The following is a 16,934-nucleotide window of genomic DNA, read 5'->3' as shown; positions in this document are numbered from 1 at the left end:
GCCAGTCACTCCTTGCAGCAATGCGGCTTGCTGGCCACCCCGTCGTAGCGGTCATGGTGGCGTACCCAGTCCATCGTGCCCGCCTCGTTGCGCCCCAGCGGCGCCAGGTCGAGGAAGTTGTAGGCATTGACCAGGATGTCCAGGCCGCGGGCATAGGTGGAGTAGGTGTGGTACAGGCTGCCATCGATCGCTTTGTAGAACGCGCTCAGCCCCGGCAGCTCGGTCTCGTCGCCCGTGTACGGCTCATAGTTGTACTCGTCGCTGGCGACGCTGACGCCGAAGTCGTGGTTGAAGCGGCTGCCATGGGAGGAATACCACGGGAAATGCCAGCCCATGCGTTGGCGGAACGCCTGGAACTCGGCATAGGGCGCCCGTGACACCGCGGCCAAGGTCACGTCGTGGTGTGCCAGGTGCAGGTTGGCGCCGTCGAAGTGATCGGCGAGGAAGGAGCAGCCGGGGCAGCCCTCGTCCCAACCTTCAGCGAACATGAAGTGATAGACCAGCAACTGACTGCGCCCGGCGAACAGCTCGGCCAGGCCCAGTTCGCCATGTGGGCCGTGGAAGCGGTAGTCCTCCTCTACCTGTACCCAGGGCAGGGCGCGGCGAGCGGCGGCCAGTTCGTCGCGTTGATGGGTGAAGGCTTTCTCGTGCAGCCACAGTTGCCGCCGCGCGGCCAGCCACTGGCTGCGCGAGACCACGGCGTGCTTGGGATCGGAAGGGCTCATGGTGGCGACTCCAGCGTAAGGGATTCAAACAGTGGTCGAATCATCCTCGGCGTTTTCGACAACGCCATTGCCAATACCGACAGACGGCCAGTACCAACCCTCCGTAGGAGCCGGCCTTGCCGGCGAACACCGGCGCAGCCGGTGCCCCACTTCGCTGCCGATGGTTGATACTATTGCGCCATCTATCACAAGGAGCGTGGCGATGACCTTCTTCTCCTGGCGCCGCTGCGCGGTGCCGTTGCTGGCCCTGTGCCTGGCGGCTCCCGTGGCGCAGGCCGGCAACACCCCCTGTTCCGGGCGCAAAGGCGGCATCGCCGGTTGCGACGGCGATACCTTCCTGTGCAACGACGGCTCGATCAGTGCCTCGAAGAAAAGCTGCAGCGCCCAGTTCGGTGGCCCGGCGCGGGCGCAGCCCTTGCGTGCCAGCGGCAGTAGTGAGGGCTGTAGCTGCGGCACGGGGCAGTACTGCGTCGGCCCGCGCGGTGGCGTGTACTGCCTGACGCCGTCGGGCAGCAAGAGCTACAAGCGCCGCTGATCAGAGACTGGCGATCAGCTTCCACAGGCGTGGGTCGTCATAATCGGCGATCACCAATTTCGCCCCGGCATCCAGCAAGCGTTGCTCTGGTTGCGTGGTCGCCAGCCCCACGGTGAAGATGCCCGCATCGACCGCGGCCTTGACCCCCGGCAGCGAGTCCTCGAACGCCAGTGCCTGCCCGGCCTGGGCCCCCAGGCGCTGCAAGCCGGTGAGATAGGGCAGGGGATCGGGCTTGGGCCGGGCCAGTTCATCGGCGACCAGCACATGGTCGAAACGCTCGCCCAGGCCCATGGCGCCGAGCATGTGCTCGGCGTTCAGGCGCGGGGCGTTGGTCACCACGCACATGCCGATGCCGTGCTCCTCGGCATGCTCGAGCAGGCGCAGCAGCCCCGGCATGGGCTCGAGGTGCGGCGACAGCTCGCGAAACAAGGCTTCCTTGCGCTCGGCCAGTGCCTGGCACTGTGTCGCATCGGCCTCGGGGAACAGCTCGGCGAACAACAGACCATTGGAGCGGCCGCTGACCTGGGTATTGAACTGTTCCTGGGTCAGTTCGCGGCCGTCGTGATCGCGCAGCAGCTGGCGGAAGGCCTGCAGGTGCAGGGTGTCGGTATCGGTGAGGGTCCCATCGAGGTCGAACAGCAGGGCGGTCAGCATTGGGCATCCTGGCGGTGGAGAATCAATTCAGCAGCATCATAACCAATGCCGCCGACGAAGGGGGCTGTTAAGTGTTCGTCGAAAAGAGTACAAATGTACTCCATGGACAATCTACCCCCAAAACGTCGCGCCATCCTCGCGTTCATCCGCGAGCGCATCACCGATCAAGGCCAGCCGCCGTCGCTGGCCGATATCGCCGAGCGCTTCGGTTTCGCCTCGCGCAGCGTGGCGCGCAAGCACATCACCGCCCTGCACCAGGCCGGTTTCATCGACGTCACGCCCAATCAGGCGCGGGGTATTCGCTTGGCCGAGCCCTTGCGCCGGCCGGAAATCCTCGAAGTGCCGGTGCTTGGCCAGGTGGCCGCCGGCGCGCCCATCGGTCCCGACCTCGATATTCACGAACAGTTGCTGCTCGATCCCAGCCTGTTCCGGCATACGCCGGACTACCTGCTCAAGGTGCGCGGCGACTCGATGATCGACGACGGCATCTTCGACGGCGACCTGGTCGGCATTCGCCAGCAGGGCGAGGCCCGCGATGGGCAGATCGTGGTCGCCCGGCTCGATGGCGAGGTGACCATCAAGCGTCTGCAGCGCACCCGTGGCGGCTATCGCCTGCTGCCGCGCAACCCTGCCTATGCCCCCATCGACATCAGCCCGGAGCGCGAATTCTTCATCGAAGGCGTGTTCTGCGGCCTGCTGAGGCGTGACTGATGGGCGCGGTAGTCGACCTCGAGCGGCTGCTCGACCAGCGCCAGGTCTGGCGTGGGCGGCAAGCCCAGGCGCGGCCGCAGGCGTTGCAGCCCAGCGGGCATGCCGCGCTCGATGCGCGGTTGCCGGATGGCGGCTGGCCTGCCGCTGCGCTCAGCGAACTGCTGCTGGCCAGCCCGGGTTGTGGCGAGTTGCAATTGCTGTGGCCGACCCTGGCGCGCTTGACCGGCGCGGGCGAACGGGTGGTGCTGGTGGCGCCGCCGTTCATTCCCTACGCGCCGGCCTGGCAGGCGGCGGGGGTGGACCTGCGCTGGTTGGCGCAGGTCGAGGGCAAGGGCAATGACGGCTTGTGGGCTGCGGAGCAATGCCTGCGCTCGGGCAGTTGCGCGGCCGTGCTGTGTTGGCCGGCGCGCGCCGATGACCGCGCGCTGCGTCGCTTGCAGGTTGCGGCGGAAACCGGCGAGGCCCTGGCCTTCGCCTGCCGGGAGCAGCAGGCCGCGCACAACCCGTCGCCCGCGGCCCTGCGCATCGCCATCGACACCCGACCGGCGCAATGGCGTGTGCTCAAGTGCCGGGGTGGCTTGCCGCCGGCCGCGCCCATCGCCTGCCCGGGATGGGGCTGATGCGCCATGCTCTGGGCCTGCATCCTGTTTCCCCAGCTGGCGCTGGACACGGTCCTGCGCGAACGCGACGACCCTGATACCCCGCTGGCCTTGATCGGTGGTCCGACCCAGCGTCGCGTCCTCCAGGCGGTCAATGTGCCAGCCCGCGCCCTGGGCTTGCGCGCGGGGCAGACCCTGACCGCCGCCCGGGCCTTGGCCGACGGCTTCAGCTGTGTCGAGGTCGAGCCGGCACGCATCGACCAGGTTCAGCAACTGCTCGCGGCCTGGGCCTATCGCTTCAGTGCCCAGGTCAGCCTGCATTACCCGCGGGCGTTGTTGCTGGAGATCGGTTCGAGCCTGCAATTGTTCGGCCCCTGGCCCGCGTTCGAGGCGCGGCTGCGCCAGGAACTGGCCGAACTGGGGCTGCGTCAGCGCATCGTCGTGGCCAGCAACCCGGTGGCGGCGCGAATCCTTGCCAATGGCCATGACGGTCTGGCGCTGACTTGCCCACAGGCCACCCGCGACAGCTTGCAGCACCTGCCGGTCGAGCGGGCCGGCCTGCCCACCGAGGCGGCTGAGGCGTTCAGCCGCATGGGCCTGCGTCGGCTCGGGCAGGTCCTGGCCTTGCCGCGCGAGGCCTTGGCCAGGCGTTTCAGCGCCCAGGTGCAGTTGCACCTGGACCAGTTGCTTGGCCTGCGCACCCTGGGCCTGGACTTCTACCAGCCACCCGATCGCTTCGACGCGCGCCTGGAGCTGAACTTCGACGTCGAGTCGCACCAGGCGTTGCTGTTCCCCTTGCGCCGGCTGATCAACGACCTGGCCGCGTTCCTCGGCGGGCGCGATTGCGGCGTACAGCGTTTCGAGCTGCACCTGGAGCACGCCGAAGGGCCTGATACCTTGCTCAAGGTCGGGCTGCTGGCTGCCGAGCGCGAGGCCGCGATGCTGTTCGAACTGGCACGCGGACGCCTGGAGCCGCTACGGATTCCAGCCCCGGTACGTAACCTGCGGCTGGTCGCCGCCGACTTGCCCCCCTTCGTGCCCCAGCGCCAGGCCTTGTTCGAGGCCCGCGCCCAGCAGGCGCAGCCTTGGGAGCAGTTGCGTGAGCGCCTGCGTGCCCGCCTGGGCGATGACGCGGTCACAGGGTTGTGCGCCGCCGCCGATCATCGTCCCGAATGCGCCTGGCAGCCGGCGGAGCAGGGCGCCCAGGGCCGCCTGGTGATGGCGCCCGGCAGTCGCCCCGGCTGGCTGTTGGCCGAACCCCAGGTGCTGGCCGAGGTCGGCTTGCAGTGGTTGGGGCCGGCCGAGCGGATCGAGTCCGGTTGGTGGGACGGTGGCGATGTGCGGCGCGACTATTATCGGGTCCAGACCCGTGACGGCCTGCGTGGCTGGGCCTTTCGCGACCTGGCGGCGCCCGGGCCGCTGTGGTTGCAAGGCTGGTTCGCATGAGCGGGCAGGGTTACGCCGAGCTGCATTGCCTGTCGAACTTCAGTTTCCAGCGCGGCGCCTCCAGCGCCGACGAGCTGTTTCGTCGAGCGCGCGAGCAGGGCTACCAGGCCCTGGCGATCACCGATGAATGCTCCTTGGCCGGTATCGTTCGGGCCTGGCAGGCTGCAAGGCAGCATGAGCTGCGCCTGATCGTCGGGAGCGAGGTGCAGGTGCATCAAGGGCCCAAGCTGGTCTTGCTGGTGCAGGACCTTGCTGGCTACCAGAACCTCTGCGCGCTGATCACCCGGGCGCGACGGCGGGCTGAAAAAGGCAGCTACCAACTGCTCGCCGAGGATCTCGAGGCCCATCACCAAGGCTTGCTGGCACTGTGGGTAGTGGCGGCCGCCAGCGATGACGCGGCCTGGTTGCAGGCGCTGTTCGGCGAACGCCTGTGGCTGGCTGTGCACCTGCATCGTGGGGGCGACGATGAACAGCGGCTGGCCGGTTTGCGGGCGCTGGGCGCACGCACGGGCATACCGTTGGTGGCCTGTGGTGATGTGCATATGCATGTGCGTGGTCGGCGTGCGTTGCAGGACTGCATGACCGCCATCCGCGCGCATTGCCCGGTGACCGAGGCCGGTCAGTTGCTGTTCGCCAACGGCGAGCGCCACCTGCGTTCCCTCGAGCAATTGCGGGAGCTGTACCCGGCCGACCTGTTGGCGCAGGCCCTGGTGCTGGCCGAGCGTTGCACCTTCGACCTGGGCGAGTTGCAGTACCAGTACCCGCGTGAGCTGGTGCCCGAGGGCCAGACGCCGGCCAGCTGGTTGCGCGCACTGTGTGAGCGTGGCTTGCCCGAACGTTGGCCGCACGGGCCGAGCGACAAGGTGCGCGAGGTGCTGGGCCGGGAGTTGGCCCTGATCGAGGAGCTGGGCTACGAGAGCTATTTCCTCACCGTCCATGACATCGTCGCCTTCGCCCGCCGCCAGCGCATCCTGTGCCAGGGGCGTGGCTCGGCGGCCAACTCGGTGGTGTGCTTCGTGCTGGGCATCACCGAGCTCGACCCGATGGAGCATCGGCTGCTGTTCGAGCGCTTCCTGTCCCGCGAGCGCAACGAGCCGCCGGATATCGACGTGGATTTCGAGCATGACCGGCGCGAGGAGGTCATCCAGTATGTCTTCCGGCGCTACGGCCGGCACCGTGCGGCGTTGACGGCAGTGGTCAGCAGCTACCACGCCGCGGGGGCGGTGCGCGATGTGGCGCGGGTGCTGGGGCTGCCGAGTGACCAGGTGGATGCCCTGGCCAAGTGCTGCGCGCGCTGGAGTGACCGGATCCCGGATGCCGAGCGCCTGGCCGAGGCCGGGTTCGACGCGCAGAGCCCGTCATTGCGGCGTATCCTGGTGCTGGCTGGCGAACTGATCGGTTTCCCCCGGCATCTGTCGCAACACCCGGGAGGTTTCGTCATTTCCGAGCAGCCCCTGGACCAGCTGGTGCCGGTGGAGAACGCGGCCATGGCCGAGCGCACGGTGATCCAGTGGGACAAGGACGACCTGGATATGGTCGGCTTGCTCAAGGTCGATGTGCTGGCCCTGGGCATGCTCAGTGCGTTGCGCCGTTGCTTCGACCTGATGGCATTGCACCGGGGGCATGAGTACCGCCTGGCGACCCTGCCCAAGGAAGACCCGGCCACCTACGCCATGATCAGCCGGGCCGAGACCATGGGCGTGTTCCAGATCGAATCGCGGGCGCAGATGGCCATGCTGCCGCGGTTGAAACCAGAAAAATTCTATGACCTGGTGATCGAGGTGGCGATCGTGCGCCCCGGGCCGATCCAGGGCGACATGGTGCATCCCTACTTGCGTCGGCGCTTGAAACAGGAGCCTGTCACTTATCCCTCGGAAAAGCTCAAGGCCGTGTTCGAACGCACCTTGGGCGTGCCGCTGTTCCAGGAGCAGGTCATGGAACTGGCCATGGTCGCCGCCGACTACAGCCCGGGCGAGGCCGACCAGTTGCGCCGCAGCATGGCTGCCTGGAAGCGCCATGGTGGCCTGGAACCACACCGAGCGCGCTTGATCGGCGGCATGCTGCGCAATGGCTATGAGCTGGCTTTCGCCGAACGCATCTTCGAGCAGATCAAGGGCTTCGGCAGCTATGGCTTCCCCGAGTCCCACGCCGCCAGTTTCGCCTTGCTGTGCTATGCCAGCAGTTGGCTCAAGTGCCACGAGCCGGCGATCTTCACCTGTGCCCTGGTCAATAGCTGGCCGATGGGCTTCTATAGCCCCGACCAGTTGTTGCAAGAGGCGCGCCGCCAGGGCATCGAGGTGCGCCCGGTGGATGTGTTCCACAGCGCCTGGGATTGCACCCTGGAGCCAGTGGGCAAGGGTGTCCTGGCGATCCGCCTGGGTTTGCGGCAGATTCGTGGCTTCAATGAGGCGGATGCCAGGCGCCTGGAGCAGGCGCGCGCGCAGCGGCCCTGGCGCGATGTCGAGGACCTGTGCCTGCGTGTCGGCCTCGATGCCCAGGCCAGGGCTCGCTTGGCGGACGCCGGGGCCCTGCGCGAGTTGGCACGTGACCGTCACCAGGCACGTTGGCAGGTCGCGGCGGTGCAGGCGCAGTTACCGTTGTTTGCCCAGCTCGAGGGTGCGCCGGAGCCGGCGGTCGAGCTACCGGTGCCGACGGTGGGCGAGGATCTGGTTGCCGACTATCACACGCTGGGCACGACCCTGGGGCCGCATCCGTTGGCCCTGCTGCGCCCGCGTTTGCGTGCGCTGGGTTGCCGCAGTTCGCGAGAGCTGGTTGGCGCCGAGCATGGCGACAGCGTGGCGGTGGCCGGAATCGTGGTCGGCCGGCAGCGACCGCAGACGGCCAGCGGCGTGACCTTCGTAACCCTTGAAGATGAACACGGGATGGTCAACGTGGTGGTCTGGCGCGAGCTGGCCGAGCGGCAGCGGCGGGCGCTGGTGGGCTCGCGGTTGCTTAAAGTCAGCGGGCGACTGGAGCAGGAAAAGGGCGTGCGACACCTGATTGCCCGGCGCCTGGAAGACATCAGCCCGCTGCTCAATGGGCTGGATGTGCGCAGTCGGGATTTTCATTGATGCCAGCCAGCGCCAGGCGCAACGCCGCAGGAGCCGGCTTGCCGGCGAATATCGGCACAGCCGGTACCGTCCACCACCGCGACGCTTGGTTCGCCAGCAGGGCTGGCGCCTACAGGTGGCGCTCAGACCATCGCCAGGCGCTGCTTGCGGGTCGGGGGCGCGAACGCTTGGTCGATCGCCCGCAGGTCCTCCTCGCTCAGCACCAGCCCAGCCGCTTGTGCATTCAAGCGCACGTGGTCCGGGTTCACCGCCTTGGGAATCGCGATCACACCCTCGCCGCGCGTCACCCAGGCCAGGCTCACCTGGGCCGGCGTGGCGCCATGGCGCTCGGCAACCTGGGCCATCAGCGGATGGCGCAACAAGCGCCCGGCTTGGGCCAGCGGGCAGTAGGCCATGGTTGGCAAACCCTGCTCGCGGCTCCACGGCAGCAGGTCGAACTCGATGCCGCGTTCGGCCGGGTTGTACAGCACCTGGTTAGTGGCGCAGGCGGTGTTGTCCAGCTCGCGCAGGTCGTCCAGGTCGAAGTTCGACACGCCCCATCGGCGGATCTTGCCTTGCTCGATCAACCGCTCGAACGCCTCCACCGTCTCCTCCAGCGGGTACTGCCCACGCCAGTGCAGCAGGTACAGGTCGATACAGTCGGTGCTCAGCCGTTTCAGGCTGCGTTCGCAGGCGGCCGGCATGCCGCGCCGGCTGGCGTTGTGCGGGTAGACCTTGCTGACCAGAAACACCTGCTCGCGGCGCCCGGCGATGGCCTGGCCGACCACCTGCTCGGCCCCACCTTCGGCGTACATCTCCGCCGTGTCGATCAGGCTCAGCCCCAATTCGATGCCTTGTTGCAGGGCCGCTACTTCGGCGGCCCTGCGCCCCGGGTCCTCGCCCATGTACCAGGTGCCCTGGCCAATGACTGGAACGCGGCTGCCCGCCAGATTCAGGTAGCGCATATCACCTCCTGTGGGTGGGTATGGGTAAGCAGGACATCGAGCAGCGCTTCGGCGGCTTTCGACAGCTTGTGATCGCTCAGGGCGATCACGCCGATGCGCCGCTCGACGCTGGGCTCGACTAACCGCACGCAGCGTGCGCCCAGCTGCTGCATCTGCTCGATGCACAGGGCCGGCACGGCGCTGACGCCCAGGCCGCTGGCGACCATGCGGCCGATGGTCGCCAGTTGGTGGCTCTCGAAGGCCACCGTCAGCTTGCCATGGCCGGCGGCCAGGTGCTGCTCGAGCAGCAAGCGCACCGCCGAGGGCCGCTGCAGGGCGATGAAGTCCTCGGCCAGCAGTTCCTGCCAGCGCACCTGCGGCTGGCGCGCCAGTGGCGAGTCGGCGGGCACCACGGCGACGAAACGGTCCATGTACAGCGGGTGGAACCGCAGCGCCTCGCTGCTTTCGGGTTCGAAGCCAATGCCCAGTTCGACGCGGCGATGGCGCACCAGTTCCAGCACCTGCTCGTTGATCACGTCGTGCACGGTGACGTTGACCTTGGGGTAGCGCTGGCGGAACACCTTCAGCGATTGCGGCAGCAGGTTGCCAGCGAACGCCGGCATGGCCGCCACCGACACCCGGCCCAGTTGCAAGGTGAAGCGCTGGCGCAGCATCTCCTCGGTGTCGTCCCAGTCAGCCAGCAGGCGCCGGGCCAGGGGCAGCAGCACTTCGCCCTCGGGCGTCAGGCTGACGCTGCGGGTGGTGCGGGTGAGCAGGGCGCCGCCGAGGTTGTCCTCCAGGGCCTTGATGGTCAGGCTCAGGGCCGGTTGCGACACGTGCAGGTGCTCGCCGGCCTGGGCGAAGCTCTGGTACTTGGCCACGGTGACGAAGGCACGCAGCTGCTTGACGTTCATGACTGGCTCGACCTTTGTTTTGAAAAAATTATCAATCGATGACGAAAACAAAATTAACAAATCAGTCGACTACAGTGAAGATGACCGCACGGTTCCAACAACTACAAAAGGCGACTGAGCATGGCCGGACTGGACAAGCGTGTAGCAACTTATGAAGAGGCCTTGGCTGGCCTGACCGACGACATGACGGTACTGGCCGGTGGCTTCGGCCTGTGCGGCATCCCCGAGAACCTCATCGCCGAGATCAAGCGCCGCGGCGTCAAGGGCCTGACCGTGGTCTCCAACAACTGCGGCGTCGACGGCTTCGGTCTGGGCGTGCTGCTCGAGGACCGGCAGATCCGCAAGATGATTGCCTCCTACGTGGGCGAAAACGCCGAGTTCGAACGCCAGTTGCTCAGCGGCGAACTGGAAGTCGAGCTCACCCCCCAAGGTACCCTGGCCGAGAAAATGCGCGCTGGCGGCGCCGGCATTCCGGCCTTCTTCACCGCCACCGGCTACGGCACCCCGGTCGCAGAAGGCAAGGAAGTACGCGAGTTCAAGGGCCGCAAGTACATCCTCGAAGAATCCATCACCGGCGACTTCGCCATCGTCAAGGGCTGGAAGGCCGACCACTACGGCAACGTGGTGTACCGCAACACCGCGCAGAACTTCAACCCACTGGCCGCCACCGCCGGCAAGATCACCGTGGTCGAGGTCGAAGAGATCGTCGAGCCCGGCGTGCTGCTGCCCAGCGAGATCCACACCCCGGGCATCTATGTCGACCGGGTCATCGTCGGCACCTTCGAGAAACGCATCGAAAAGCGCACCGTCAAGGCCTGAGCGCCGCCCTCAAGAACAACAAAGAGATCCTGACCATGGCATTGACCCGCGAACAAATGGCGCAACGCGTCGCCCGTGAACTGAAGGACGGCTACTACGTCAACCTCGGTATCGGCATCCCCACCTTGGTGGCCAACTACGTGCCTGCCGACATGGATGTGATGCTACAGTCGGAAAACGGCCTGCTGGGCATGGGCGAGTTCCCCACCGAAGCCACCATCGACGCCGACATGATCAACGCCGGCAAGCAGACCGTGACCGCTCGCCGTGGCGCGTCGATCTTCGATTCGGCGCAATCCTTCGCCATGATCCGTGGCGGCCATGTCGACCTCACCGTGCTGGGGGCTTTCGAAGTGGACGTGGAGGGCAACATCGCCTCGTGGATGATCCCCGGCAAGCTGGTCAAGGGCATGGGCGGCGCCATGGACCTGGTGGCCGGTGCCGACAACATCATCGTCACCATGACCCATGCCTCCAAGGACGGCGAGTCCAAGCTGCTGCCCAAGTGCAGCCTGCCGCTGACCGGCGCCGGCTGCATCCGCAAGGTGCTGACCGACCTGGCCTACCTGGAGATCGAGAACGGCGCCTTCATCCTGCGCGAAACCGCGCCGGGCGTGAGCGTCGAAGAGATCATCGAGAAAACCGCCGGCAAGCTGATCGTGCCGGACGATGTGCAGGAAATGACCTTCTAATTACCCGCAACACACCGCCCCCTGTAGGAGCGGCCTTGTGTCGCGAAAGGGCTGCGCAGCAGCCCCACGATTTTGGCGCCAGCGCTGAGATCGAGGGGCCGCTTTGCGGTCCTTTCGCGACACAAGGCCGCTCCTACAGGGGTTTTGTGTTTTTGCTGGTGTATCCAAGAAAACCAATAAAAGGAAAACATCGTGGCCGCTGATATCCAAGACAGCCGCTCCGCGCGCTTTGCCCTGCGCTGCTCCAACTGGGCCGAACGCTGGTTCCCCGACTCCTGGGTGTTCGCCGCCCTGGCCGTGATGCTGGTGTCCCTGGGCGCCCTGGCCATGGGCGGTAAACCCACCGATACCGCCAAGGCCTTTGGCGATGGCTTCTGGAGCCTGATCCCGTTCACCATGCAGATGGCTTTCGTGGTCATCGGCGGCTATGTGGTGGCCAGCTCGCCACCTGCCGCGCGGTTGATCGACCGCCTGGCACGGCTGCCGAAGAACGGCCGCTCTGCGGTGTGCTGGGTGGCGCTGATCTCGATGCTCGCGTCTTTGCTCAACTGGGGCCTGTCGTTGGTGTTCGGCGGCCTGCTGGTGCGCGCCCTGGCGCGCCGTACCGACCTGAAGATGGATTACCGTGCCGCTGGCGCCGCCGCCTACCTGGGCCTGGGCGCGGTCTGGGCGCTGGGCCTGTCGTCGTCGGCCGCGCAGTTGCAGGCCAACCCGGCCAGCCTGCCGCCGTCGATCCTGTCGATCACCGGGGTGATCCCGTTCACCGAGACCATCTTCCTCTGGCAGTCCGGGGTGATGCTCGCCGCGCTGGTGATCGTCTCGCTGATCGTCGCCTATGCCACCGCACCTGGCCCGAACAGCGCCCGCAGCGCGCAGGACTGTGGAGTGGACCCGAGCTTCAGCGCACCACCATCGCCCCAGCGCACGCGCCCGGGTGAGTGGCTGGAATACAGCCCGATCCTGATCCTGCTGCTGGTGGCCCTGGCGGGCGGCTGGTTGTACCAGGAGTTCGCTACCAAGCCGGCGATCACCGCGATTTCCGGGCTGAACACCTACAACCTGCTGTTCATCATGCTTGGCGCCCTGTTGCATTGGCGTCCGCGCAGCTTCCTCGATGCCGTGGCCCGCGCCGTGCCGACCACCACGGGGGTGCTGATCCAGTTCCCGTTGTACGGCTCGATCGCCGCCATCCTCACCCAGGTCAAGGGCGCCGATGCCCAGACCCTGGCCCACCACATCTCGCTGTTCTTCACCCAGATCGCCACCCACGACACTTACGCGCTGCTGATGGGGGTGTACTCGGCAGTGCTCGGCTTCTTCATCCCGTCCGGTGGCGGCAAGTGGATCATCGAGGCTCCCTACGTGATGCTGGTGGCCAACGACCTGCAGTACCACCTGGGCTGGGCCGTGCAGATCTACAACGCCGCCGAGGCGCTGCCGAACCTGATCAACCCGTTCTACATGCTGCCGCTGCTGGGGGTGCTGGGGCTCAAGGCGCGTGACCTGATCGGCTTCTCGTTCGTGCAGTTGCTGGTGCATGTGCCGCTGGTGCTGGTGTTGCTGTGGGCGCTGGGCACAACGTTGCAGTATGTGCCGCCGGTGATGCCGTAAGTGTTCCGCGTTGCGTTGGATTAGTTCGATAACCAGGGCTGCGCAGCAGCCCAAGGTCGTGAAGACAATCCAAAAAATCGAAAATGGCTGAACTTTCCTTTATTCGATAATGTTTCGCATTAGCGAATCGTTCTCCTATGGCTGCCTTTCACCGGCAGGCAAGGACACCCTCGAATCGAACAAGGAGAAAGGCAGCGATGTTCGCGCCCACCAGCCGTTCAATGACCCTGGCCCTGGGTCTGTGTACCACCGTGATCAGCCCATTGGTCCTGGCTGAAGAGGCCGAGGACGGTGTTCTGGAGTTAGGTGCCACCGAGATTCTCGCCCAGGGCCTGGGCAGCACCACGGAGCACACCGGCTCATACACCACCGGCAGCATGAGCGCGGCCACGCGCCTGAACTTGTCGATCAAGGACACACCGCAGTCGGTCTCGGTGCTCACCCGCCAGCAGCTCGATGACTTTCGCCTCGACTCGCTTTCCGAAGCCATGGCCCAGGTCACAGGCGTCACCGTCAAGCGCAGTGACTCGGAGCGTCCTGCTTATTATTCCCGGGGCTACGCGATCAACAACTTCCAGATCGACGGAATGCTCAATACCTTCTCCGGGCTCAAGTCCGATTCCGATACCATCATCTACGACCGTATCGAGGTGGTGCGTGGCGCCACTGGCCTGACCACTGGCGCGGGCGACCCCTCCGGAACCATCGCCATGGTGCGCAAGCGCCCGACCGCGCAACTGGCGGTACAGACCGGGGTGAGTGCTGGCAGCTACGACAACTACCGTGGCTACCTCGATGTCGGCGGGCCGCTGGGGTGGGAAGGGCGCTTGCGCGGGCGTACCGTGCTGGCCTACCGCGACAGCCAGTCGTTCATGGACAAGTACGCCAGCCAGCGCGAAGTGGCCTACGGCATCCTCGAGGCGGACCTGACCGACAGCACCGTGCTGGCGGTTGGCTACGACTATCAGAACAAGCATGTACAGGGCGCGTCCTGGGGCACCGTGCCGTACTGGAACGCCGAGGGGGGCAAGGCGCGAATGGCGCGCTCGACCAACCTGGCGACCCCGTGGTCGTCCTGGCCGCTGAAGGACCAGACCGTGTTCGCCACCCTGGATCAGCGCCTGGGCGACGCTTGGCTGCTCAAGGCCGCCTACACCCAGCGCCGTAGCGACAGTGACGGCAAGGTGTACTACGGTGGCAATGGTTTCCCTGCCGCCGACCGCAGTGGCATGAATGCCTGGACCTCGCATTTCTCCGGACAGGAGCGGATGAGCGCGGTGGACTTCAACCTGGCCGGCCCTTATGCGCTGTTCGGCCGCAGCCATGACTTCATGGTCGGCTACGGGATTTCCAAGCTCAGCAGCACCTCGCCGTTCTACACCGGCCGCAGCGACCCGCCGGGCTACAGCAAGATCGCCGACTGGAAGTACATGGGCGCGATCCCCAAGTTCGGTGACCTCGACAGTGGCCTGGACGCCTCGCGCTCGTATACCCGGCAGAAGGCCGGCTACCTGGCCACGCGGCTCAACCCCACCGACCGTCTGCACTTCGTGCTCGGCAGCCGCTACGGCAGTTGGGAGAGCGAAAGCCGTAGCTGGAACTACGATGCCAACCTCAACCTGACCCGCGCCAGCCGCAGCCAGCAGACCCAGAACGACCAGTGGACGCCCTATGCCGGGGTGCTCTACGACCTGACCGAGCAGTACACGGTGTATGCCAGCTATACCGATATCTTCAATCCGCAGACGCGCAAGGATGTCAGCGACAAGTTCCTCGAGCCGATTGTCGGCAAGGTCTACGAAGTGGGCCTTAAGGGCAGCCTGTTCGACGACCGCGCGCACCTGAGCACCGCGGTGTACCGCAGCAAGCAGGACAATGTCCCCGAGCTCGATGACTCGGTGCCGCTCGGGCCCAATGGTCAGCAGTACTACAAGTCTGGTGGCAAGGGCGTGGTGGTGGAGGGCTTCGAGGCCGAGCTGGCCGGCGAAATCCTGCCTGACTGGCAGATGAGCCTGGGTTACAGCTATACCCATGCCGCCAGTGGCGACAAGACTCGCAAGAACACCGAACAACCGCTGAACCTGGTGCGCTTGTCCAGTACGTACAACTTGTCGCCGAAGCTGACAGTGGGCGGCAGCCTCGACTGGCAGAGCGACACCTACGGTGCCGGGCGGCGCCCGATTGGCCGCGACGCCAAGGGCAATATCGTCACCACCCCCGACCGTATCACCCAGCAGGCGTTCGCCGTGGTCGGGCTGATGGGGCGCTATCACTTCGACGAGCACCTGTCGGCGTCGGTCAACGTGAAGAACCTGTTCGACCAGCATTACTTCAATAATGTCGGCTTCTACAACGGGGTCTACATGGGGGAGCCGCGCACGCTGATGGTCAGCCTGGACTGGCGGTTGTAGGCCGGCGCGCATGGGAGGTGGTGTCGCGATATTAATTTGACGTCAAGATGATGTCTAAATAATATCGCGGCCCTTTTCACGCACTTTCCAAGGATGGGCCAATGGCGCTCAGTTCTCGCCATGCGCATGGTTTTGCCCTGTGTATCTTGTTTTGCAGTGTCTTCAGTCCCGACGCACTGGCCTCGCCCGGTGATCAGGACCTGATCCGCGAGCGGCAGAACCGTCTGCTCGAAGAGCAGCAGCGTCGCCTCGAGGAGCTGCGCAACTTGCCAGGCAAGGCGCAAGACTCGACACCGCAGCCCCAGCGCGAGGACAAGCGTTGCGTCGATGTGCGCAGCATCGAGCTCAAGGGCGCCGTCAGCCTGTCCCAGGTCGAACGCGACCGGGTGATCAAGCCGTTTGTTGGCCAATGCCTGCCACTGTCGCGGCTCAACGACCTGCTGCGAGCCTTGACCGACCTGTACCTGGACCGTGGCATGGTCACCAGCCGTGCCTACCTGCCCCAACAGGACCTGGCCGGCGGCCACCTGCGGGTGCTGGTGGTGGAAGGGCGTCTGGAAGGGCTGCGCCTGGAGTCGGGCAGCGGTTTGACCGAGCGTGAACTGGGCATGACCTTTCCAGGCAGCGCCGGGCAGTCGTTGAACCTGCGGGAAATCGAACAGATGGTCGACCAGCTCAATCGGTTGCCATCCAACCAGGCGCAAATGGAATTGACCCCCGGGCACGAGGTGGGCGGTACCGAGGTGCGAGTGCGCAACCAGGCCAGCAAGCCTTGGCGCGCTTCGTTGTCGCGCAACAATGAGGGCCAGCCCAGTACCGGCGAGCAGATGCTCAACCTGGGCCTGGAGTGGGACAGCCCGCTTGGCCTGGCCGACCAGTTGGTGCTGCGCGGTGGCCACGATGTGGTCAGTGACCACACCCAGGGCTCGAAGAACGGCATGCTCTCCTACAACCTCCCCTGGGGCTGGTGGAACTTCAGCTACAGCTACAGCGAGACCGAGTACCGCTCGCCGATCTTCGCCCAGGGCCACGAATTCAAGCAGAGCGGCGACAGCCAGAGCCACCAGGTCCGCGCCGAACGGGTCGTCCATCGCGACAGCACCAGCAAGACCTCGCTGAGCGCTGGCCTCTCGCACTTGCGCACCAACAACTACATCGAGTCCAGCCGCCTGCGCGGCAGCAGCAACCGCCTGAGCGAAGCCCAGTTCGGGATCAACCACGGCCGTCGCCTGGGCAATGCCTTCGTCAACCTCGACCTTGGCGTGCAGGAGGGCATCGGCGCCTTCGATGCCCAGGATAACGGCCACCCACGGCCAGGTGAGCCGGTGGCGCGGTATCGCAAGTACAGCGCCACCGTCAGCTTCGTGCAGGCGTTCGACCTGTGGGGCGAACAACTGAACCTGAGCAGCATGGCCACCGGTCAGCACAGCGAAGACGTGTTGTTCAGCCCCCAGCGCATCAGCCTGGGCGGCCTGGCCTCGGTGCGTGGCCTGCGCGAGCAGTCGCTGTCGGGGGACAGTGGCGGCTACTGGCGCAGTGACCTGCGCTGGACCCGCCAAGTGGGCTGGGCGCCTCTGCGTCCGGTGTTCAACCAATACGGCCTGGGGCTGGGCTACGACCTGGGGGTGATCAGCAATGATCGCTACAACGGGGCGTACCACGGCCGCGCCAGCAGCCACTCGCTGGAACTGTTCGCCCGTGGCGAGCACGTCGGCACCAGTGTGACCTTCGCCCATACCCTGGAGCGCCCTGGGGTGCTCACCGAGAAAGAACGCCCGGTGTTCTTCCGCCTCGACTTCTTCATCTGAACCTGATTCGCGAGT

Annotated in this window: 14 protein-coding genes; 10 read left to right on the top strand and 4 right to left on the bottom strand. The window is 65.9% G+C overall.

All coding sequences use genetic code 11. From position 1 onward, the window contains the following. Window positions 1-5: 5 nt before the first annotated feature. A complete protein-coding gene (locus E3U47_RS17930) occupies window positions 6-725 on the bottom strand; it encodes a thioredoxin family protein (RefSeq protein WP_134693018.1) in 720 nt (239 codons plus the stop codon). A gap of 202 nt (window positions 726-927) precedes the next feature. Here E3U47_RS17930 and E3U47_RS17925 point away from each other — a divergent pair, with 202 nt between their 5' ends. Continuing rightward, the gene (locus tag E3U47_RS17925; protein WP_134693017.1) at window positions 928-1,260 is read left to right on the top strand and encodes a hypothetical protein; all 333 of its coding nucleotides are present in this window, start codon (window positions 928-930) and stop codon (window positions 1,258-1,260) included. Here the strand turns inward: E3U47_RS17925 and E3U47_RS17920 are convergent, their stop codons facing one another. Continuing rightward, the gene (locus E3U47_RS17920; RefSeq protein ID WP_134693016.1) at window positions 1,261-1,914 is read right to left on the bottom strand and encodes an HAD family phosphatase; all 654 of its coding nucleotides are present in this window, start codon (window positions 1,912-1,914) and stop codon (window positions 1,261-1,263) included. A 93-nt stretch (window positions 1,915-2,007) separates the two neighbouring features. On the opposite strand from E3U47_RS17920, the gene lexA reads away from it, so the two are divergent. From lexA to E3U47_RS17900, 4 genes are read left to right on the top strand one after another with little or no spacing between them, the layout of a single operon-like run. Next, complete coding sequence (gene lexA / locus E3U47_RS17915; RefSeq protein WP_177414255.1) at window positions 2,008-2,625, top strand: transcriptional repressor LexA; 618 nt, start codon at window positions 2,008-2,010, stop codon at window positions 2,623-2,625. Beyond that, on the top strand, window positions 2,625-3,245 hold the full coding sequence (gene imuA, locus E3U47_RS17910) for a translesion DNA synthesis-associated protein ImuA (protein ID WP_134693014.1): 621 nt from the start codon (window positions 2,625-2,627) through the stop codon (window positions 3,243-3,245). Before lexA ends, imuA begins: the two co-directional genes overlap by 1 nt. 6 nt (window positions 3,246-3,251) lie before the next feature. After that, window positions 3,252-4,670 (top strand): DNA polymerase Y family protein, encoded by a 1,419-nt coding sequence (locus E3U47_RS17905; protein WP_134693013.1) that lies wholly within the window; start codon window positions 3,252-3,254, stop codon window positions 4,668-4,670. After that, complete coding sequence (locus tag E3U47_RS17900) at window positions 4,667-7,741, top strand: error-prone DNA polymerase (protein WP_134693012.1); 3,075 nt, start codon at window positions 4,667-4,669, stop codon at window positions 7,739-7,741. The genes E3U47_RS17905 and E3U47_RS17900 overlap by 4 nt, the downstream gene beginning before the upstream one ends. Window positions 7,742-7,863: 122 nt before the next feature. Here E3U47_RS17900 and E3U47_RS17895 read toward each other — a convergent pair whose 3' ends face one another. Together E3U47_RS17895 and E3U47_RS17890 are read right to left on the bottom strand one after the other, a co-directional pair. Then, entirely contained in the window at window positions 7,864-8,685 is an 822-nt protein-coding gene (locus tag E3U47_RS17895; RefSeq protein ID WP_134693011.1) for an aldo/keto reductase, read from the bottom strand. Beyond that, a complete protein-coding gene (locus tag E3U47_RS17890) occupies window positions 8,673-9,578 on the bottom strand; it encodes a LysR family transcriptional regulator (RefSeq protein WP_134693010.1) in 906 nt (301 codons plus the stop codon). The genes E3U47_RS17895 and E3U47_RS17890 overlap by 13 nt, the downstream gene beginning before the upstream one ends. Window positions 9,579-9,698: 120 nt before the next feature. Between E3U47_RS17890 and E3U47_RS17885 the strand changes: the two genes are divergently transcribed. The 5 genes from E3U47_RS17885 (at window position 9,699) to E3U47_RS17865 (ending at window position 16,919) form a co-directional block, all read left to right on the top strand. After that, window positions 9,699-10,397 carry a CoA transferase subunit A gene (locus E3U47_RS17885; RefSeq protein ID WP_134693009.1) on the top strand — a complete coding sequence of 233 codons (699 nt, stop codon included), beginning with the start codon at window positions 9,699-9,701 and terminating at the stop codon, window positions 10,395-10,397. A 35-nt stretch (window positions 10,398-10,432) separates the two neighbouring features. Beyond that, the gene (locus tag E3U47_RS17880; protein ID WP_134693008.1) at window positions 10,433-11,089 is read left to right on the top strand and encodes a CoA transferase subunit B; all 657 of its coding nucleotides are present in this window, start codon (window positions 10,433-10,435) and stop codon (window positions 11,087-11,089) included. A gap of 192 nt (window positions 11,090-11,281) precedes the next feature. Then, window positions 11,282-12,700: a short-chain fatty acid transporter gene (locus tag E3U47_RS17875; RefSeq protein ID WP_134693007.1), complete on the top strand. Its 1,419-nt coding sequence runs from the start codon at window positions 11,282-11,284 to the stop codon at window positions 12,698-12,700. Window positions 12,701-12,897: 197 nt separating this feature from the next. Continuing rightward, a complete protein-coding gene (locus E3U47_RS17870; protein ID WP_134693006.1) occupies window positions 12,898-15,111 on the top strand; it encodes a TonB-dependent siderophore receptor in 2,214 nt (737 codons plus the stop codon). 101 nt (window positions 15,112-15,212) lie between these two features. Further along, on the top strand, window positions 15,213-16,919 hold the full coding sequence (locus E3U47_RS17865; protein WP_134693005.1) for a ShlB/FhaC/HecB family hemolysin secretion/activation protein: 1,707 nt from the start codon (window positions 15,213-15,215) through the stop codon (window positions 16,917-16,919). Window positions 16,920-16,934 lie beyond the last annotated feature (15 nt).

This window comes from Pseudomonas sp. RIT623, from assembly GCF_004519305.1.
GTDB lineage: Bacteria > Pseudomonadota > Gammaproteobacteria > Pseudomonadales > Pseudomonadaceae > Aquipseudomonas.
This window is presented reverse-complemented; position numbering and strand designations above follow the sequence as displayed.